This is a genomic window from Candidatus Leptovillus gracilis, from assembly GCA_016716065.1.
In the GTDB taxonomy this organism is placed as follows: Bacteria; Chloroflexota; Anaerolineae; order Promineifilales; family Promineifilaceae; genus Leptovillus; species Leptovillus gracilis.
This window is the reverse complement of the sequence record JADJXA010000001.1, coordinates 233437-253978: the sequence shown is the minus strand read 5'-3', so window position 1 is coordinate 253978 and position 20542 is coordinate 233437. Positions and strand designations below refer to the sequence as shown.

Annotated in this window: 18 protein-coding genes; 13 read left to right on the top strand and 5 right to left on the bottom strand. The window is 56.7% G+C overall.

Features of this window, described 5'->3' with window-relative positions; genetic code table 11:
• The first annotated feature begins 120 nt into the window (after positions 1–120).
• Genes IPM39_01160 through IPM39_01125 form a run of 8 tightly spaced genes read left to right on the top strand, consistent with a single transcriptional unit; the run spans position 121 to position 9699 of the window.
• Complete coding sequence (locus IPM39_01160) at positions 121–882, top strand: sugar transferase (protein MBK8984684.1); 762 nt, start codon at positions 121–123, stop codon at positions 880–882.
• Positions 879–2036 carry a glycosyltransferase family 4 protein gene (locus IPM39_01155; protein ID MBK8984683.1) on the top strand — a complete coding sequence of 386 codons (1158 nt, stop codon included), beginning with the start codon at positions 879–881 and terminating at the stop codon, positions 2034–2036. The genes IPM39_01160 and IPM39_01155 overlap by 4 nt, the downstream gene beginning before the upstream one ends.
• A gap of 53 nt (positions 2037–2089) precedes the next feature.
• Positions 2090–2752, top strand: coding sequence for a hypothetical protein (locus IPM39_01150; GenBank protein MBK8984682.1), 663 nt, complete (start codon positions 2090–2092; stop codon positions 2750–2752).
• A gap of 35 nt (positions 2753–2787) precedes the next feature.
• Positions 2788–4284 carry a lipopolysaccharide biosynthesis protein gene (locus tag IPM39_01145; GenBank protein ID MBK8984681.1) on the top strand — a complete coding sequence of 499 codons (1497 nt, stop codon included), beginning with the start codon at positions 2788–2790 and terminating at the stop codon, positions 4282–4284.
• Positions 4281–5831, top strand: coding sequence for an O-antigen ligase family protein (locus tag IPM39_01140; GenBank protein MBK8984680.1), 1551 nt, complete (start codon positions 4281–4283; stop codon positions 5829–5831). Before IPM39_01145 ends, IPM39_01140 begins: the two co-directional genes overlap by 4 nt.
• A gap of 7 nt (positions 5832–5838) precedes the next feature.
• Positions 5839–6990 carry a glycosyltransferase gene (locus IPM39_01135; GenBank protein ID MBK8984679.1) on the top strand — a complete coding sequence of 384 codons (1152 nt, stop codon included), beginning with the start codon at positions 5839–5841 and terminating at the stop codon, positions 6988–6990.
• Positions 6991–7042: 52 nt separating this feature from the next.
• The gene (locus IPM39_01130) at positions 7043–8164 is read left to right on the top strand and encodes a glycosyltransferase family 4 protein (protein MBK8984678.1); all 1122 of its coding nucleotides are present in this window, start codon (positions 7043–7045) and stop codon (positions 8162–8164) included.
• A gap of 20 nt (positions 8165–8184) precedes the next feature.
• Positions 8185–9699 (top strand): hypothetical protein, encoded by a 1515-nt coding sequence (locus IPM39_01125; GenBank protein ID MBK8984677.1) that lies wholly within the window; start codon positions 8185–8187, stop codon positions 9697–9699.
• Between the two features lie 45 nt (positions 9700–9744).
• Here the strand turns inward: IPM39_01125 and IPM39_01120 are convergent, their stop codons facing one another.
• Together IPM39_01120 and IPM39_01115 are read right to left on the bottom strand one after the other, a co-directional pair.
• On the bottom strand, positions 9745–10653 hold the full coding sequence (locus tag IPM39_01120) for a glycosyltransferase (protein MBK8984676.1): 909 nt from the start codon (positions 10651–10653) through the stop codon (positions 9745–9747).
• An 8-nt stretch (positions 10654–10661) separates the two neighbouring features.
• Complete coding sequence (locus IPM39_01115) at positions 10662–11933, bottom strand: homoserine dehydrogenase (GenBank protein MBK8984675.1); 1272 nt, start codon at positions 11931–11933, stop codon at positions 10662–10664.
• 207 nt (positions 11934–12140) lie between these two features.
• Between IPM39_01115 and IPM39_01110 the strand changes: the two genes are divergently transcribed.
• A complete protein-coding gene (locus IPM39_01110) occupies positions 12141–13271 on the top strand; it encodes a glycosyltransferase (GenBank protein ID MBK8984674.1) in 1131 nt (376 codons plus the stop codon).
• Positions 13272–13282: 11 nt separating this feature from the next.
• Here the strand turns inward: IPM39_01110 and IPM39_01105 are convergent, their stop codons facing one another.
• From IPM39_01105 to IPM39_01095, 3 genes are all read right to left on the bottom strand, one after another.
• Positions 13283–14440 carry a glycosyltransferase family 2 protein gene (locus IPM39_01105; GenBank protein ID MBK8984673.1) on the bottom strand — a complete coding sequence of 386 codons (1158 nt, stop codon included), beginning with the start codon at positions 14438–14440 and terminating at the stop codon, positions 13283–13285.
• A gap of 97 nt (positions 14441–14537) precedes the next feature.
• Positions 14538–14843: a metal-sulfur cluster assembly factor gene (locus IPM39_01100; GenBank protein MBK8984672.1), complete on the bottom strand. Its 306-nt coding sequence runs from the start codon at positions 14841–14843 to the stop codon at positions 14538–14540.
• A gap of 16 nt (positions 14844–14859) precedes the next feature.
• A complete protein-coding gene (locus tag IPM39_01095) occupies positions 14860–15516 on the bottom strand; it encodes a DeoR family transcriptional regulator (protein MBK8984671.1) in 657 nt (218 codons plus the stop codon).
• 194 nt (positions 15517–15710) lie between these two features.
• Between IPM39_01095 and sufC the strand changes: the two genes are divergently transcribed.
• The 4 genes from sufC (at position 15711) to IPM39_01075 (ending at position 20440) form a co-directional block, all read left to right on the top strand.
• On the top strand, positions 15711–16493 hold the full coding sequence (sufC, locus tag IPM39_01090; protein MBK8984670.1) for a Fe-S cluster assembly ATPase SufC: 783 nt from the start codon (positions 15711–15713) through the stop codon (positions 16491–16493).
• Positions 16494–16621: 128 nt separating this feature from the next.
• Positions 16622–18055 carry a Fe-S cluster assembly protein SufB gene (gene sufB / locus IPM39_01085; GenBank protein ID MBK8984669.1) on the top strand — a complete coding sequence of 478 codons (1434 nt, stop codon included), beginning with the start codon at positions 16622–16624 and terminating at the stop codon, positions 18053–18055.
• Positions 18056–18157: 102 nt separating this feature from the next.
• Positions 18158–19456, top strand: coding sequence for a Fe-S cluster assembly protein SufD (sufD, locus tag IPM39_01080; GenBank protein ID MBK8984668.1), 1299 nt, complete (start codon positions 18158–18160; stop codon positions 19454–19456).
• Positions 19457–19573: 117 nt separating this feature from the next.
• Positions 19574–20440, top strand: a complete 867-nt coding sequence (locus IPM39_01075; GenBank protein ID MBK8984667.1) for a sulfurtransferase — start codon at positions 19574–19576, stop codon at positions 20438–20440.
• The last annotated feature ends 102 nt before the right edge of the window (positions 20441–20542 follow it).

Below are 20542 nucleotides of genomic sequence, written 5' to 3'. Positions count from 1 at the left end.
CGGGCCGCATCTTTGCCCCGCTGGCGGTTCGGTCGGGAGGGCAGCCTTGGGAAGTGAGATGCGACCACAACCCCAAATATTGTAATCTTACCATTTGTCGTTGTAAAGAAGGCATTATTTATGAGTTATCGTCTGGATTATGAAGTAAATCTTGAGGTAAAGACCGATACGTTAGAACATGAAAGCCAGATAACATTCAGCAGCTATACGCACATTTCGGCAGAGTACCCACAAACCTGGTGGACGAATGTTTCCGCAGAGCAGGCGCTTTTGCGTGGATCGCAGTATCAATTGGCAAAGCGAGGGACGGATTTGCTGCTTGCTGCCGTCTCTTTCCCAGTTTGGTTGATGATTATTGGCATTTGTGGCTTGTTGATTAAGCTGGAAAGCCCTGGCGGCCCAGTTTTCTTTAAGCAGCTAAGAACCGGCAAAGATGGCAATCGTTTCCAGATGGTTAAATTTCGCACGATGATACCGGGTGCGGAAGAAATGAAGCAAGAACTCATGCATTTAAATGAATTGCAGTGGCCGGATTTCAAGATTACAACCGATCCGCGCATCACGCGGGTAGGGCGCTGGCTGCGTAAAACGAGTCTGGATGAACTACCGCAGCTCATCAACGTCTGGCGTGGTGAAATGAGTTTTGTCGGACCCCGTCCGACTTCGTTTGCGGCGGAAACGTATGAATTATGGCAAACGGAGCGGCTGGATGTGCTGCCGGGCATCACCGGTTTGTGGCAGGTGATCGGCCGTGGCTCGATGGAGTTTGACGAGCGGGTTCGGCTGGATATTGCTTATATTGATCGTCAATGTTTGCGGTTGGACTTCTTGATTTTGCTGCACACGGTAACGGCCGTTCTGACCCAACGAGGCGCCTATTGACTGCTGCGCAAACTGTAGCAAACCGGCTGGCGTTTATCAGAGTCTTTCCCAAAGCGCCAGTGGGCGACAGCGTGGCCCATATGCTGCGGACCGCTTTCCCCGAATTTGAGGTGGACGTATTGGACGTGACTGCCTTGTTAAAGCGCCGCCCCGATGTCATGATAATGAACGGACTGGCGCTGCTGCGTGATTACGGCCGTGATATTTTGCGCGGGCATCGTACTGTTGGCGAGGCGTTTTGGGGCACAAGCTACCTGTTTACCCAAACCAAACGCCTGATTCAGCAGACTTTGGCCCGGCGTCCAGGCTCTTATGCGTTTACGTTTCAACTGCAATCTATGATTGACGCCCATACAGGCGGGCTGCCTCATTTTGTGTATACGGATCACACCCACCTGGCAAATTTAAGTTACGGCCGTTTTAACACCCACCGCCTCAACTCCACAGCCTGGCTGGCGCAGGAGCGCCGCCTGTACCAGGAGGCCAACCTGGTCTTCACGCGCAGCAGCAACATTTCGCATTCATTGATAGAGCAATATGGGTTGCCGGCCGAAAAAGTGGTTTGTGTCTATGCCGGCGTCAATGTGCCGCCGCAGCCTGTGGGCGATAACGGCCGTTACCATCAGCAACATATCCTCTTTGTTGGCGCAGATTGGGAACGCAAAGGCGGGCCAGACCTGGTGCAGGCTTTCCAGCAGGTGCAAAAACGTTTGCCCCAGGCCCGCCTGACCATTGTCGGCGCAGCGCCGGAACTCGACGCGCCCAACTGCCGGGTGTTAGGCCAGGTTCCTGTCGCCGACGTGAGCCGTTATTATCAGGAAGCGTCTGTTTTTTGTCTGCCAACGCAGCTAGAGCCATTTGGCGTGGCGTTTATCGAGGCGATGGCCCACCGCCTGCCGATTGTGGCAACGGCCGTAGGCGCTATCCCCGATTTTGTGAAAGAAGGGTACAACGGCCGGCTGGTTGCCCCCAACAGTGTGCCTGAATTAACAGCCGCCCTGCACACCTTGCTGGATAATCCACAAATGTGCGAGACATATGGGGCCAATGGCTATCAATTATTTCAAGATCGTTACAATTGGGACCGCGTAGGCGAAACCATCCGGCAGCACGTGTTGGCGTCGCTGCCATCATCTCCGTCGGCAAGAAAGTGATTCATACGATAAAGCAAATCAGCCCATTTGAACTGCTTTAAGGAGCAATAACCTTGACTCAAATAAATATCTATTGGCAAATTGTAAAACGGGGTTGGTGGATTATTCTGCTAACGGCCGTCGTCGCCGTGGTGGCCTCGCTCATCTATTCGTCCATCTCACCACGCATTTATCGCACAACGACACGTTTCATCGTCAGCCCCCAGGCTGGTATTGCCAGCGAAACCGATTATTTCCGCAGTTTAGACACCCTGGACCGCCGATCCATCATCACCACCTACGCCGAAGTATTTGGCAGCAACCGCATCGTCGGCGAGGCTGTCGCATCTCTGGGTGAATCGGTGGCGGTGATGGAGGATTATACGGTAACGGCCGTTGGTCTGCCGGAGGCCAACGTCATCCAGGTCACCGTTGAAGGGCCAGACCCTGCAATCGTTATGCAGATAGCCAACGCCATCGGCGAGCGCTCTACCGAATACATTGAGGGGCTGTATTTCATGTACGCCATCACCCTCCTGGATTCTCCCAGCGTGCCCAAAGGCCCCATCAGCCCCACACCGCTGCGCGATGCCCTGGTTGCCGCCATTCTAGGTCTGGCCGTGGGCGCGGTCCTGGCCGTCGCCTACGTTTCCCTCACCGACCGGCAGCGCGAGTATGACGAAGAACATGAAACGGCTGCGGAGACCACTCGCCATTCCAATCCGGCCGTCAACTGAACACCGAACACTGAACACTGAACACGTACCACTCAATGACGACTGATCAAAACAACCAAAGCCTCGTCAGAGCCACCTTACACGGCACTTTCTGGCTGTACGCCGCCACTTACAGCGGTAAACTTCTGGTGTTTGTCAGTACCGTCATTTTGGCGCGTTTGCTCATCCAGGAGGATTTTGGCCTGGCCGGCTATGCGCTGATTGTCATCAGCTTTTTGGACGTGTTGAATGATCTGGGCATTGGCGCGGCCGTTATCTATTACCGCGACGATCCAAAAGTGTTGAATACGGCCTTTTGGCTTAATGTGGCTACCGGTATTGTTTTGTTTGGTCTGACCTGGTTGGTCGCCCCGCTGGCGGCTTCTTTCTTCAACGACCCACGCATTATTCCCCTGACGCGGGTTTTGGGCCTCACGTTTCCCATCACGGCCGTTGGCAACATCCACAGCGCCCTGCTGCGCAAAAACCTCACCTTTAAGCGTAAATTCGTCCCCGACATCGCCAAAGCCTTTGGCAAAGGAATAACGGCCGTCCTATTGGCGCTGATGGGGCTGGGCGCGTGGAGCCTGGTAATCGCCCAGGTGGCGGGCACGGCCGTTTCGGTGCTCGCTCTGTGGTGGGTGTCGCCCTGGCGGCCAGCCTGGCAGTTTGATCGCCAATTTGCCCGACCCTTGCTCACCTACGGCGCTAACATCGTCACTGTCAATGGCATGGGCACGTTTATCAACCAGGTGGATTACCTGGTTGTGGGCCGGGTGTTGGGCGCCGCCTCGCTGGGCGTGTACACCCTGGCTTTTCGCATCCCGGAACTGCTGGTGAAAGATTTTGTCGCCAACGCCGGGCAGGTCATCTTCCCGGCTTACGCCAAAATCCGACACGATCAGGCGGCGCTGAGCCAGGGATTTGTGATCACCATGCGTTACATGTCGCTGATTACCGTGCCGCTGGCTTTGGGGTTGGCGGCGGTGGCCCGCCCGCTCGTCTTGACCTTTTTCACCGAGAAGTGGGCCGAGGCCATCCCGGTGTTGGCGGCCATTGCCATTTACACCCTCATTCGCTCCATCACCTTTAACATTGGCGATGTGTACAAGGCGCAGGGCCGGCCAGACATTCTGACCAAACTGTCGCTGGTGACGGCCGTTCTCTTAGCGCCGTCGTTGTGGTGGTCGGCCGTGGTGGTGGGCACAATTACGGCCGTCGCCTGGACGCAGGTGGTCGTGGCGGCCATCACCGGCCTGATCACCCTGGTTGTTGCGGCCCACATGCTTCATACACCGCTGCGCACTCTCTTCGCGACCTTTTTGCCGGCGGTGGCCGCCGGCCTGATAATGGCCCTGGCGGTGCGCGGCCTGATGAACCAGATGACGGCCGTTGCCCCCATCTGGCAGCTGCTGGCTGGCATTGTTGTGGGCGCTGTGGTGTATGGCGGCATTATCTGGTTTTGGCAGCGCGATGTGGTCCTCCAGGCTGTTATCAGTCTGCGGGCCGCTTTTAGCCGCCACCAACCGGCCAAAGGAGCTATCAGCGCATGATACTGACACGTTTTGCCCCAACCAAAGAATGGATTGCCCTCGGCTTTGCCGCTCTGGCGGCGGTGGTTGGCCTGGTTCTGGGACTGTTAACCGGAATGGTTGGCCAGCCCTTGTATTTGTTCGTGGCCTTCGCCGGGCTGACAGTGGGTGTGCTGACATTGTTCTACGTGGAATTGGGTCTGCTGGCGTTGGTGGTTCTGACATTTACGCGCCTGTCGGATGTGCTGGTGCAATATCACGGCGCGCCCTCCGTCGCCAAACTCTTTGTGCCCATGCTGCTGCTGGTGGTGTTTACCCGCTGGCTGCTGTTGCAGAAAAAGCCGGCGCCGTGGACGAGAACGGCCGTGCTTCTGGGCGTCTACGGGTTGGTGAGTTTCGCCTCTCTGTTGTATGCCAACGATGCCGCTGCCGCCCAGTCCGCTTTTGTGAATTACGTCAAGGACATCTTGATTGTCCTGGTCATTGTGATGATCTTGCAGAAGGGAGAGACGTTGCGGCAGGTTGTTTGGGCGTTGTTGGCTTCCGGCGCGTTTCTGGCGACCATCACCACTTTCCAACATCTAACCGGCACCTTTACCAACAGCTATGGCGGCTTCGCCCTGGCCGACGTGCAGCAAATCATCCGCGGCACGAACGATTTTCGCATTGCCGGGCCGCTGTCCAGCAACTACTATGCCCTCATTCTCGTGCCGCTCGTCCCGTTGGCAATGGATAGACTGTGGCACGAAAAATCGGGTTGGCTGCGGCTGTTGGCCGGTTGGACGCTGCTGGTGTCTGTCCTGTCTATCATTTTTACCTATTCGCGCGGCGGCTTTTTGGCCCTGGTAACGGTTGTTTTGTTGATGCTGCTGCGCATGAAGTTGAACCGCTTCTTTTTGCTGGCCCTTGTCCTGTTTGGTTTGCTCGTCTGGCAATTTTTACCGGCGCAGTACACAGACCGGATTGGTACGCTGGGCAGTCTGGTGGGGGCGGGGAGGGATACGGCCGTTACCAGCGAGGTCTCTTTCCGCGGCCGACTCAGCGAAACCACCGTCGCCTGGCAGATGTTTCTCGATCACCCCATTCTGGGCGTAGGACTGGCTAACTTCAGCGCCAACTACCAGGATTATTCGCAAAACTATGGCCTGGATAGACGCCTTGAAGCGCGCGCCGCCCACAGCCTCTACCTGGAAATTGCCGCCGAAACCGGTCTGATGGGTCTGCTGGCATTTGGCGCGATTTTGTGGTTCCTGTTCCGGGGCGTCGCCTTCGCCAGCCAGACCTTCAAGGCCGTGAACCTGCCCGATTATGCCCACATTTCTATCGCTTTGGGCATTGCCCTGATCGGTTATCTGTTGGGGTCTATTTTCCTTCACCTGGCTTATGCCCGTTACCTCTGGTTGTTTATCGGCCTCGGTCTTGCCTTGCCCAACGTGGCGCGCTACGAATGGGCGCGCCGACAATCGGCGCCAGTTACGGCGATAATGCAAGAGGGAGAGGGGGAGACAAAAACCCACCCCGCGCCCGCGCCATCGTTGGCAATCTCCCCGTCGCCAGCTTCACAATAGAAAACGTATGCGATTAAAGTCCGAGACCTTCCCGGAGAATGGGCTGCGCATTCTGATCATCGTAGACGGACTGCGCGTGGGCGGCGCCGAAAAACTAATCGTCACGTTTGCCCTGGAACTGGGCCGTCGCCCGGATATACTCACCGTTGTCACTTTGCAAAAAATTGTGCCGGCCATGTCGGCCGCTGTTGAAGCCACTGGCGCGCGTGTCATCCCCCTGCACAGCAAAAGATTAATCGATCCGTTTCGGTTTCGCCGCCTGTGCCAATTGGTACGTCGGGAACGCTTCGCCGTCATCCACACGCACCTGACGGCCGCTAATATCCTGGGCGGATTCGCCGGCCGGCTGACCGGCACACCGGTGGTGACAACCTTGCACAGCACCCAGTTGTCGAGCCAGAATCATTATTATCACGGCCGTCTCGAAAACTGGGTCCTCACGCATCTCACCGATCAGGTGATCGGCGTCGGCGAGGAAGTTGCCGCCATCCACCAGACACGCCTGGGTCTGGATAACCTGCTTGTGCTGCCCAACGCTGTCGCCCTACCCCCGCCGCTGTCGGCCAGCGAACGCGATCAGCTGCGCGCCTCTTTGGTGGATGATCCAACGGCCGTCATCCTCATGGCAATTGGACGTTTACGGTCACACAAGGGTTTTCTCGACCTGTTGACTGCCTTTGCCGATGTTCATCGCGCCTGCCCGCAAACGCGCCTGCTGATTGCCGGGCAAGGGCCGCAAGAGGCCGAACTGATGGCGCAAATCACGGCTTTGGGCCTGGAAAACAAAGCCATGCTGCTTGGCTTGCGGCATGATATATCGGCGCTGTTGGCCGCCAGCGATATTTACGTCAGCACCACCCATTGGGAAGGGCTGCCGGTGTCTATGCTGGAAGCGATGGCTGCGGGACTGCCCTGTGTGGTAACGGCCGTTGGCGATGTGCCCCTGGTGATAGACGAGACGATGGGCACTTTAGTGCCTCCGCAGCAGCCCGCTGCTTTTGCTGAGGCCCTCCAGCGTCTCGTTGAAGCGCCCACTGTCTGGCCGTCAATGGGGCAGGCCGCCCGCCAAAAAATAGCCGATTCTTACAGCGCCGACGTGTGGGTAGAGAAGCAGTTGGTGTTGTATCGGCAGCTTGCCGGGAGGCAGGGGGACAGGTGACAGGTGACAGGGTGTTGGTTGTCTGTGTGGTGATTTTTCAGGATGGTCAGGTGTGAGTTTGCGCGTTGATATGATTATCTTGGAATATCACCCCATTGTCGGTGGGGCGCAGCGGCAGTTGGCGATGGTTGCCCCGCTGCTGCAAGCGCGCGGTGTGGAGCTGCGCATTCTCACGCGCCGTTATGCCGGATTACCCGCTTATGAGGTGGTGGCTGGCGTGCCGGTTCACCGCCTGCCCGCCCCTGGCCCCAAATTGACGGCCGCTCTCTCCTTCACCTTCTCCGCTCTGGCCGAAATCGGCCGCTATCCGCCAGACCTCATTCACGCCTTTAGCCTGTTTTCGCCGTTGAGTACGGCCGTTGCCGCCAAAAAACGATACGGCATCCCGGTGGCGGTGAAAGTGCTGCGCGGCGGCGCGATGGGCGATGTGGACCGTTTGCGCCATAAGCCGTTTGGCGCGCGCCGTCTGGCTTCCTACCGGCAGCAGGTGGATGCCTTTATCACCATCAGCCAGGAGATTGACGCCGAGTTGGCCGCAATTGGCGTGCCGCCGGCGCGGCGCGTTTTTGTGCCTAACGGCGTGGACCTGAGCCGCTTTAGCCCGCTCTCGCCGGCGGCGCGGCAGGAACGGCGGCAGCAGTTGGGTTTGCCGGAGGGTCCGCTGGCGCTGTTTACTGGCCGGTTGGTCCCCGAAAAACGGGTCAACCACCTGCTGGCTGTCTGGCCGGCGGTGCGACAGCAGCATCCGGCGGCCACGCTGCTGCTGCTGGGCGATGGGCCAGAGGCGGCCGCATTGCAGCAGCAGGCCGGGGCGGGCATACTGTTTGGCGGCCGCGTAGATGACGTGGACGCTTATTTGCCGGCGGCCGATTTATTTGTGCTGCCGTCGGCCACGGAGGGGTTGTCCAATTCGTTGTTGGAGGCGATGGCGGCAGGGCTGCCCTGCCTGGCAACGGCCGTTGGTGGTGCGCCGGACATCATCGAACACGGCCGTTCTGGGTGGCTGATTCCGCCGGACTCCTTGCCGGATTTGCAAGAGGCTGTTATTACTCTATTAGCTGATACGGCCGTGCGACAGACATTAGGCGCGCGGGCGCGGCAAAAAATTGTAGCGGAATTTGGCCTGGACAGCACCGCGGAGGCACTGCACTCACTGTATATGGCCTTACTTTAAAGGTAGTCAGAGGCCGAGTAATGAACAGCAAAAGATTGCGTTTTGGATTATTGGTATGGTTGGTGTGTTTTGTTTTAAGTTGTGTTCCAGTTCAGCCAGGTGTTGGCCTGGCGGCGAGCGCGCCGGCGACGGCGACGCCGGTGTTTTTACCGATGATCACCCGGCCGTCTAACACCTTTTATGTGGCGACGTCGGGCAGTGATACAGGGGGGGACGGCACGGCCGCCCGGCCGTGGCGGAGTATTGGCTATGCGGTAACGGCCGTGTTCGATGGCGCTATCATCCTGGTCCAACCCGGCACATATACCGGCCAAATAGACATCCGTCGCCAACTGGCTGAAGGCATCACCATCCGTTCAGAAATTCCCTATCAGGCGCGTCTGCGTCATTCCGGCAGCGTGATAACCTGCTTCTTTTGCCGGGATATCACCATCGAAGGCTTCGACATCGCCCACGCCGGATCAGGCGCCGGTCGCTACATCATCCAGATTCAGGACGTGCGGAATGATGGCGTCGGCGGCAGCCACGTCACCTTGCGTAACAACATCCTCCACGACAGCTACAACAACGATATTCTGAAAATTAACAACGGCGCTCACGATATACTCATTGAAGGCAACGTGTTGTATAACCAATCTGGCCTGGACGAGCATATTGACCTCACCAGCGCCTACAATATCACCATCCAGGACAACATCTTTTTTAACGATTTTGCCGGCAGCGGCCGACCGAACCTGAATGACACGGCCGGATTCATTCTGATGAAGGACGTGGACGAAGACGCCGATGGTATTTTGGGAACGCACAACGTTATTATCCGGCGCAACGTCTTCTTGAACTGGTCGGGCAATAACGGCGATGGCTTTGTGACGATGGGTGATAACAGCCCGCGCAATTATTACCACGCCTACAACATTTTAATCGAGAATAATCTGATGCTGGGCAACACGGCCAACGTCATTCACGCGGCGCTGAAGGTGGTTGGCTCAAGCGACGTCATCTTCCGGCACAATACCGTCGTTGGCGATATGCCGGCCAAATCGTTTGCCTTCCGTCTGACAACCGGCAATTTGCCGAACGAGAACATTCGCTTCTACAACAACATCTGGTCTGACCCAACCGGCACGATGGGGGCGGAGTTTCCCGGCGATTGGAACCGTTTTTCGCGCACCACCGGCACGGCTTCCTTTTTCCTGGGGAATAACCTCTACTGGAATGGGGGGCAGGCTATCCCCTTCGATGGCGACGAGCCGATCAATTTTACCAACGATGTCGCGCGAATTGTGGCCGACCCGCTGCTGCCTGAGGGGCAGCAAACCATTGTTGCGCCGCGCTGGCAGCCGGAGAACGGCCGTTTCGCCGACAACTCCCGCACCATTGGCGAAGCCTTTGTCCGGCTGGTGCAAAATTACGGCCAGATCGGCCCCGGCAGCGCCGCCCTGGATACAGCCAACCCCACCTACGCCCCCACCGAAGACATCCTCGGCCACCCCCGCCTGACGCCCGATGTGGGCGCGTTTGAGTACCAACCCTAGAAGAGTATGCAATAACCAGTGTTCAGTGAACTGAACACTGAACACTCACCCCTCCAACCCATGGCCCCTGCGCCATTGGCGGATGCGTTGGCCGCGTGACTGCCAAAAACGGATGCGCGCCGGGTCCAGGCCGCGGCGGGCCATCCAGCGCTTGAGGGTCATCACGCTTTGCGCGGCGATGCGTTTGGGGCGCACGTGGTTCTCCAACTCAAGCTGGACGCGCACCAGGATAGGGGCCAATTCTTTATGAGCAAAGTCGGGGTCACGGCGGATTCTGGCCATATATTCCGGCTGCTGCACCAGTTCGCCATACCCTTTTTTGCTAATGCCAAATTTCAGGGCGGTCAGCGCCGGGACCAGTTCAAAGCGTTTGCCGGCAAACTGCGCCCGGCGAAAATAGTCGGCGCGGGGGAACGAGTAGGTTTCTTCCGGTCGCCGCCAGTAGCCGATGGTTTCGATGACGTCTTTGCGGTGCAGCGTGGCGGTTGCTTCGGGCGGAATGGGGGCCACGGGGTAGTCGGGGATGAGGACGTAGGGGTCGCGGCCGGGAATAATCCACTCCAAAATCGAAAACACAAAGTCGGCGCCGGTTTGTTCCAGGTGCGTTACCAGGGTTTGCAGATGGGTGGGCAGCCAGAGGTCGTCGTGGTTGAGGTAGGCGATGTATTGGCCCTGGGCGCGGCGCAGCCCTTCGTTGTGTGGCTCGGATTGATCGCCGGTGTTTTGTGGCAGGTTGTGCCAGTGGATGCGCGGGTCTGTGTAGCTGGCGACAACTTCAGCCGTGTCGTCGGTGCAGCCATCGCCGATGACCCACAGTTCAAAGTCGGTGAAGGTTTGCCACAAGACGCTTTCGATGGCGTAGCGCAGGGCGCTGCTTTTGTTGTAGGTGGCGATGAGGACGGTAACGGCCGTTTGCCTGTCGTTCATCATGTTTGTTCCTTTGGGTTGGGCCATCCGCCCTCTCATCCCCGCCGCGACTGTTCTAAGGCCTGGAAATAGAGCTGGAACTGAAAGGCGTTGGCGTCGTAGGCCACATCGTCCAGGGTGATGGGCTGGTCTTTGGCGATGGGGCGTTTGAGTACGGCGTCGTCGGCCAGCAGGATGGGCAGGCCAGCCGACTGCCCATCGGCATAGTTTTCGATGAGGCCATAACAGGCATAGCCGCCCATGCCATCCAACGTCTCCCCGGCCTGCAAATTCTTTTTGGCGTAGCTGAAGACGTTGGTGCGCAAACCATAATCGGGCTGCAGGCGGGAACGGCCGTCTAACACCGCTTCGGCCACGCCCATGAGCGCCTCAATGTGCCCCAGGTGGTATGGGCGATAAAACAGGTAGAATGGGCCAGGCCCCATTTTGGGCGGGAACCAATCCAGCGTAAACTGCTGGAATTTGCTGGCGGTGTAGCCCACGACAAACACGCCGCCGGTGGGTTCTGCACCCAGAACATAATCCACCACACCCTGCCGGTCGCGCCACAAGTCGGCGAAATCATACTGGTCGAAAATGTCGTGGATGTGGGCGCAGCGGGGGCCGATCATGCCGGGAACGGCCGTGCGCAGCCCTAACGCATTGGCTAATACGGCCATTTCCACCCCCAGTTTTGTGCCGTCGGTGTAGGAGGAACACATTTTATGGTCCAGGTTGCGCTTGTCGGCCTCTGGGATGATGAGGGTGGGGTTGGTGTAACGGTCCAGGTAGCCCTTGATGTTGCCGGCCATCACCAGGTCGAAGCCCCAAAATTCAATCTCGTCCACCATGCGTTTGATGACGGTGGGCTGGTCGCCGTCGGCGCTGGTGTAGACACGGCCGTTTTGTTTTGCCAGCGCCAATAACGCCGGCCCAAACAACAGGTCGGCTTCGTAATTCATCATCACCAGGTGCTTGCCATGTTTGAGCGCAGTGATGGCGTGTTGGCCGCCGGCGGCGATGGCGCTGCTGGCTTCGATCAGCACATCCGCCTGGGCGCATTGGGCGATGAGGTCGCCGTTGTCGCTGATGGCTAATTTGCCGCGGCGGACGGTTTCGTTGACGGCCGTTGGGTTGTCTACAATTTCATACGCCAATCCCAGCCAGTTGGCGCAGGTAATGGCCCGCTCGATTTTGATGTCGGCGATGGCTACCGGCTTGAAGCCGGGCGTGGTATGGCATTGGTAAACCAGCCCATTGCCGATGGAACCAATGCCGATAATGGCGACGTTGATCTCCTGTTGACGCGCTGCTAACCGTTTGAACATAATGGCTTTCTCCCAGGTATCAGTTCCCGCTTCTCCGGCCGGCTGCCGGATGGCGTCCAGACAAGGCGGTAAAGTGATGAGATGACGCCTCATCATTATAAACGAAATGACGGGACACGGACGACATAAGTGCAATTGGGTGTGTGAACGGCCGTTTCCCGGTAAAATGGCCTTATTCATCTGTGCGACACAAGTTGAGGCACTCTATTGACGAACCTAAGACCTGTTTTGTTAATTGCCCTGGCGCAGCGCTATGGCGGGGCGGAAGTGCGCGTGTTTGATCTGGCGCGGGCGTTTGACGGCCGTTTCCCTTACGCTGTCGTCACCATTGAAGGGTCGGTGCTGGACCAACGTTTGCAGCAGGCTGGCTTGCAGCGGCGGCCGATGGCGCTGAAGCGCGGCGACCCGCGCCTGACCTGGAAAATCAAACAAATCATTGAACGCGAAGGATTCCAGGTGGTGGATGCCCACAACCCACAGTCGCAGTTGTGGGGCTTGTTGGCGGCCAAATGGGCGCGAACGCCAGTGTGTGTATCTACGGTGCATCTGGCATACGGCCGTGCCCAGGCCGATTCTTATCGGGGCAAACTGTTCGAGCAAGTGTTGCGCCTGAATAAACGGTGGGGCTGCCGCTTTGTCACCGTCTCCCAATCCATTCAGAGCTATTTGCATGATCTGGGCGTGGCCGAAGTGGCTCTGATTGACAACACCGTAGACCTGGCCGCCCTGGCCGACCAGGAACCGGATTGGCGCTGGCGCGAAGCGTTGGGCTGGGGGCGGGAGGCGTGGGTGGTAACGGCCGTTGGCCGCCTGGAGCCACAAAAAGGGCACAAATATCTGGTCGAGGCTATGCGGTTGGCCGTCAGCCAACGCCCTCATTTGCGCTGCCTGATTGTGGGCGAAGGCTTTTTGCGCCCGGAGCTAGAGCAGCAAATCGCTGCGGCAAACTTGGGAGATGCCGTCCATCTGGCCGGATTTCGCCGCGACATTCCGGCGATTCTGAGCGCGTCCGACCTGTTTTGTCTGTCGTCGTTGGCGGAGGGGCTGCCGTATGCCATGTTGGAGGCGGTGGCCTATAGACGGCCGCTGTTGGTAACGGCCGTAGACGGCATGGCCGAACTACTGACCCACGAGGAAACAGCCTATCTGGTCCCCCCAACCGATCCTCGGGCATTAGCCGATGGCCTGGTCTGGCTGCACGACAACCCAGAACAGGCCGCCCGGCTGGCTGCCGCCGCCCATACCCTGGTGCAGACCCGTTTCGACCCGGCGCGCATGATTCGTGAAACCTTGGCGGTGTACAGCCAACCACTTCCTGAACCGACCACTGAACACTGAACACCGGCCTTTCACTCCCGCTGCGCCTTTTCCCACAGCACTGACTGTTTGCCGGTCAGCAAGCGCCATAATCCATGCAGCGAGGAAAAATTGCCGCTGACGATGTAATAAACGGCCGCCGGAATTCGGGCCGATTGGTGGTATTTCTCGGCCAGCCAACCCACGACGGCCAGTCCGTACAAAAAAATCTGGCTCAGAAGCGTGAGCCGCAGCAAAAAATGGGACGGACGGCGCAGCACGGCCGTCACGTTTGTCGCCAGCACCGCCAGCATAAAAAAGGGCAGCAGCAGGCGCAGGAATTTGTGCGAAAGAAGCTGAAACAAGGCCAGCCGGTTCCCCCAGGGCCACCAGGTGGGCGTCAACAGAAGTTGGTAGCGTCCGGCGCTGATGCGGCGGCGGCGAATCAGTTCGTCGGCGGTGGACGATGAGGCGGTTTCCCAGCAGATGGCTTCTGGTTCATACAGCACCGTGTTGCCCTGGCGCAGCACCAGGGTGGCGAGGTAGGCGTCGTCGTTGATAACGGCCGTCGGAATGGGGCTGAACAGGCTGCGGCGCAGCGCCAACATCTCGCCGACCACGGCCACGGTGCTGCCGACGCGGCTTTCCCACGTTTTGATGGCCGATTCGTATTTCCAATAGAGGCCGGAGGATTGGCCGACGGCCGTTTCGCCCGACTGCACTGTTTTTTGTCCGCTCACGGCGCCGACACGGCCGTCCTGAAAATGGCGCGTCAACTTTAGCAGCGCCTCTGGTTGGTAGAAAGCGTTGGCGTCTGAAAGCACAATAATGTCGCCGCTGGCCGCTAACATGGCCCGGTTGATGGCCGCGCTTTTGCCGCGCCTCTCCGGCTCGTACAGCAGCGTTATGCCCTGGTCAGCATAGCCGCGCACCAACGCCGGTGTCTCGTCGCTGGAACCATCGGCCACGACGATGATTTGCAGCCGGCCGGGCGGATAGTGCAGCGCCAGGCTGTTTGCCAGCTTGGCGGCGATGACCGGCGCTTCGTTGTAGGCGGCGATGATCAGGCTGAGGGGTGGCGTGAAGGGGGGAGGTGGGGGTGTAGACGGCCGTTGCCGTTTCGCCGCCACGGCCATCACCAATGGATACAGCGCGTAATGATAGAACATAACGCCAAAACCAAACAAAGTGAGCGCGGTGAAAAATTCCATATACTCCTTGTTGAATCGCGCCAGTCAAAAAAAAAGCGGTATCATGAGCATGATACCGCTTTTTAGCAACGAATGAAATGTTGTGTGCAAACCGATTCTAAAACAGGCCCCAATCGCCGCCGGCGCCTTCCTCCATCATCGAAGGGTCCCACAGTTCTGTGCCGATTTCCACCGTTACCCCGCCACTCATGACTTGCTGGCCTACCTGCCGCACCTGATCGATAATTTGTGGACCGTAGGGGCAAAATGGGGTGGTTAAAATCATGGTGATTTTGGCGCTGTCGCTGGTTTCGTTAATCTCAATTTGCCGCAGCAGCCCTAGCTCGACCACATTCAGGCCAATTTCTGGGTCTATCACCGAGCGCAGAGATTCGATCAGCTCTTCATCTTTACTAATAATCATGGTCTCCCATCCTTGTTTAGGCGCCGATGCTGTTCACTGCATCAGCGTCAATGGAGAATTGGCAGCACTCATCCCCATTTAACATGCAGCGGTGCTGCTTAATCGGCGCTTGCATGACGCTGATAATCAATGCTTTATCCAAAGTGCATACCTCCGAGTGGTTTGCGCCCACAGAGAGATAAGGACAACTGTATTCGATAATGTGGTATTCGCCGTCTATTAGTTCCCAGCGGGCCAGGAATCCCTCGTCGGACAGAATACCCATCAAATAAGTCAGGCGATCTTCAAAGTTTAGCGACTCAAATTTGTCCCGATGGCGGGCGACGATGCGTTCGACCGCGCTGCCAAAGATGTCATCTACCGTTTGTTGGGGCAAACGCATTTTCATCTCGTCGAGCAAGATGTTGGTCAGGTGGACGTATTTTTGCGGGAAGAGTTCGTGCCCTTCTTCGCTGAGGCTGTAGACGTAATACGGCCGTCCTACCTTCCGCCGCACACTGTCTACGGTTAGTAATCCGTCAGCCTGCAAGGAGTTCAGGTGATGCCTGACCGTCACAGGAGATACGTCCGCCAACTCTGCCAGGTCCTCTACTTTGAGTTGACTGGCATTTTTCAGGGCGTGTAAAATTGCGTCGCGTGTACTTTGTTTGTGATTGTTAGAAACTGATTTCACGTAAAAATTCCTCTTTAATTCAGGCAGGATTATAGCAAGGGTGAGGGGTTTTGTCAATTATAGTTATTTTTATTATTAATTTAATAAAAATTGACATTAACAGGACCACATGCTATAATCCGCCTGATTTTAGGCCATGAGATTATCATAAGACCTGACAGGTCTATCAAAATTATCAGGAGACACAACTACCGATGACTGTTGCACTCGAAGTCAAGAATTTACATACCAGTATCGGCGATCAGCCCATTCTGAAAGGTATTGATTTATTAATCAAGCAGGGCGAAATCCACGCCCTGATGGGGCCAAACGGTTCTGGCAAAAGCACGCTGGCTTATACTCTGGCAGGCCATCCCTCTTATGAACCGACGGCCGGACAGGTTATTTTTGATGGCGAAGATTTGCTAGAAATGGAACCCGACGAGCGTTCACGCGCTGGGCTGTTCCTGGCGTTTCAGTATCCGGCGGCCGTGCCCGGCGTGACTCTGGCGAAATTCTTGCGCCAGATCATCAATTCCCGCCGTCAGGCAGAAAACCCGGAAGACAGCGGCATTTCAATCCCCGCTTTCCGCCGTATGCTCAAAGAGAAGATGGACATGTTGGGCATTGACCACAAGTTTGCCGGCCGTTACCTGAATGAGGGCTTTTCCGGCGGCGAGAAAAAGCGGGTGGAAATTCTGCAAATGGCGACGGTGGAACCCAAAATCGCCATCATGGACGAGACGGATTCCGGCCTGGACATTGACGCCCTGCGTGTTGTGTCTGAAGGGGCCATGCGGCTGTACCGCGAGATGAACATGGGGATGTTGGTCATCACCCATTATCAACGAATTTTAGACTATATCAAACCAGACCGTGTCCATATTATGCTAGACGGCCGTATCGTTGAAAGCGGTGGTCCTGATTTGGCGCTAAAACTTGAGGAGCAGGGTTACGACTGGCTGCGCGAGAAATACAATATCGTGGAACCGGCTTAGCAGCCGTAAACCGAAGTCCGTATGCCGTAATCCGTAGGTATCGCCCTGCGGGATATGGATTACGGATTACCGAATACGGACACTAGACAGTATTTAGCTTATGCTGGATGCAGTACGGAGTATGAATAATGGCAGATATTGAACGCGAACTAACTGAAGAAGAAGTTGTCGCCGGCGTCAATTCAGATTACGCCACGAAATATGGGTTTTCTGACGTCGAAGATTATGTTTTTAAGGCTAAACGAGGCCTGGATGAAGGGATCATCCGGGCGATGTCCCTATCGAAAGGGGAGCCGGAGTGGATGTTAGATATTCGCTTGAAGGCGTATGAGCATTTTTTGGCCCGGCCGATGCCCACCTGGGGCGCGGATCTGAGCGAAATTGACTTCGACAACATTTACTATTACATCAAACCCAGCGAACGTGAAGGCGATAACTGGGAAGACATCCCCAGCTATATTAAAGACACCTTCAACAAATTGGGCATTCCCGACGCCGAGCAAAAATACCTCTCCGGCGTGGCCGCCCAATACGAATCGGAAGTGGTTTACCACAATGTGAAGAAAGATTTGGAAGACAAGGGTGTCGTCTTTCTGGGGATGGATGAAGGGTTGCGCCAACACCCCGACCTGGTGAAAGAGTATTTTGGCACGATTATCCCCTTTAATGACAACAAATTTGCGGCGCTGAATACGGCCGTCTGGTCGGGCGGCAGCTTCATCTATGTTCCGCCGGGCGTGCATGTGGAAATGCCTTTGCAGGCGTACTTCCGCATCAACGCCAAAAACGCCGGTCAATTCGAGCGCACCCTGATCATCATAGATGAAGGGGCTTATGTCCATTACGTCGAAGGTTGTACCGCGCCCATCTACTCCAGCGATTCGCTGCATTCGGCCGTTGTCGAAATTATCGTGCGCAAAGGGGCGCGCTGCCGCTACACCACCATCCAAAACTGGTCCAACAACGTCTACAACCTGGTCACCAAGCGGGCCATCGCCGAAGAAAACGCCACCATGGAATGGGTAGACGGCAACTTAGGCTCCAAAATCACCATGAAGTACCCCGCTGTCTACATGGTTGGCGAAGGCGCGCATGGTGAAATCCTCTCCATCGCTTTTGCCGGTAAAGGGCAGCATCAAGACGCCGGGGGCAAGGTGGTGCATGTGGCCTCCAATACAACCAGCCGCATTATCTCCAAGTCTATTAGCAAAGGCGGCGGTCGGGCTTCTTATCGTGGTCTGCTGAAGGTGGAGAAAAACGCCGTCAACTGCAAATCAAACGTCGTTTGCGATGCCCTCCTCTTGGACGCAGACAGCCGCTCTGATACCTATCCCTACATCGAAATTGACGCCGAGGATGTTACCATCGGTCATGAAGCGTCGGTGAGTAAGGTGGGCGAAGAGCAGCTATTTTATTTGATGAGCCGGGGTATTCCCGAAGATATGGCAACCTCTATGATCGTCAATGGCTTCATTGAGCCGCTGGTGAAGGAACTGCCGATGGAATACGCCATTGAAATGAACCGTCTGATTCAATTACAGATGGAAGGCAGCATTGGCTAGAGAATTGTGAATTGTGAATGGTGAAGTCATCATTCTCTTTGGGTGGTTTGGTTTGTTAGCCGATGAGCCGAACCGCCCCAATCACCAACAAACCAAACAAAGATGAACAAATTTACACGAGAAGCAGTGAAACAGTTATCGGCTTATTTACATGAGCCGGAGTGGATGTTGGCCTTTCGCTTGCAGGCGTTTGACGTCTATGAAAGCCTGCCGATGCCAACCACGCAAATGGAAGAGTGGCGGCGGACCGATATTCGCCGCTTAAAATTAGACGATATTGGCCCGTCGGTAAATGGCGATGCCGGCGCCGAGGCGACTATCCCGGAATTTTTGGGCAAGCAGCTTACCACGGATGAAGCGGGCGGCAATATGCTGCAAGTGGATGGGGTGGTGAAGGCGCTGACTCTGAGCAGCGAGTTACAGGCGCAGGGCGTGATATTTTGTGACATGCACACGGCCGTTGCCCAACATCCCGACCTCATCCAAAAATATTTCATGACCGAAGGCGTGCGCGTGGACGAAGGTAAGTTTGCCGCACTCCACGGCGCTTTCTGGCGTGGTGGTACGTTCCTGTACGTGCCCAAAAATGTCCGGGCGGCCGCCCCGCTGCACAGCGTTTTGTGGGTGCAAAACGGCAAAACCTTCACCCATACCCTTGTCGTCGTCGAAGAAAGCGCCGAAGTCATCCTGATGGATGAGTATGCTTCCGCCAATGGCGCCGGCCAAGGATTGCACAACGGCGTCATTGAGCTGTTGGTGCGCGACAACGCCAGCCTGATCTATGCCGGGCTGCAAGATTTTGGCACAAACATGTGGCAGCTAAACCATGAACGAGGCCGCGTTGGCCGTGATGGCAAGCTGGATTGGGTGACAAGCATGATGGGCACGCGCCTGACCAAGGCGTTCCAAACGCTGGAATTAGACCAGCCAGGCGCGTGGGGTCGGATGAGCGGCATATTCTTTACCAACGGCCGTCAACATCTGGACCTGGACACCCAACAAAACCACAACGCCGGCGATACCACCAGCGACCTGCTCTACAAAGGGGCGCTCAAAGACAATTCGCGCACCGTCTGGCAGGGCATGATCAAAGCGCTGCCTGGTTCGCAGCGCATTGACGGCTTCCAGGCCAACCGCAACCTCATGCTGGACAAAACAGCCCGCGCCGACTCTATCCCCGGTCTGGAGATTGAAGCCGACGATGTACGCTGTACCCATGCTTCGGCCATCGGCAAGTTGGACCCGGAAGAGTTGTTCTACTTGATGAGTCGGGGCATTTCGCGCAAAACGGCGATAGAAATGTCCGTACAAGGCTTCTTTGATCCACTCATGCGCCGCATTCCTTTCGAGGGCGTCCGCGAACGCATTTTTGGCCGGATTGTGGAGAAAATCAACGCTTAAATGGAGTGGGTTAGTTGGTTGGTTTACGAATTGGCACTGGCGAAATTTGAATTTCGGTCGAGCGTAGAGACGTTGTAGGCCATGCAACGTCTCTACCAAATAAGGAGACCTGAATTAATGAATAAAGGGTATATCCACCCCGAAGTATTGGTTAGCACCGATTGGGTAGCCGAAAATTTACACAACACGGCCGTGCGCCTCATCGAATCCAACGAAGACGTGCTTCTCTACAGCACCGGCCACATCCCCAACGCCGTCCACGTAGACTGGGTCGCCGATCTCAACGACGCCATCCGCCGCGACTACCTGGATGAGACCTCTTTTGCCGGCCTGATGAGCAAACACGGCATCCGCAGCGACACCACCGTCGTCTTTTATGGCGACAAAAACAACTGGTGGGCTTGCTACGCCTTTTGGGTCTTCAAGCTGTTTGGTCACGCCGACTGCCGCGTCATGGATGGCGGCCGGCAAAAATGGATAGCCGAAGGGCGCGAGGTAACCAAAGAGAAGCCGGCGTTTCCGCCGACAGATTACCAACCCGCCGCCCGCGCCGATTACAAAATTCGCGCCTTCCGCGACCAGGTGCTGGACCATGTGCGCGCCGGGCAGCCATTGGTAGACGTGCGCAGCCCGCAAGAATACAGCGGCGAACTGCTGCACATGCCCGGTTCGCCGCAGGAAGGGGCGCTGCGCGGCGGCCACATCCGCGGCGCGGCAAACGTGCCCTGGAGTCGGGCCGTGGCCGAAGATGGGTCGTTCAAATCGGCCGAACACCTGCGCGCCATCTATGAGGAAGAGCAGGGGTTATCGCCTGATAACAACGTGGTAGCTTACTGTCGCATCGGCGAACGCAGTTCCCACACCTGGTTTGTCCTGACTTACCTGTTGGGCTACCCCAACGTGCGCAACTACGATGGCTCCTGGACCGAATGGGGCAACCTGGTGGGCGTGCCCATCGAAAATCCTTCCAAAGCCAAACGGTAGCTTCAGCCGCTTATTCTTTGGTGTATCATCCGTTAAACGTCATGGGTCACGCTTTTGTGACCCATGGCGTTTTGCGTATCCCCTGATTCGCAATACAATGTG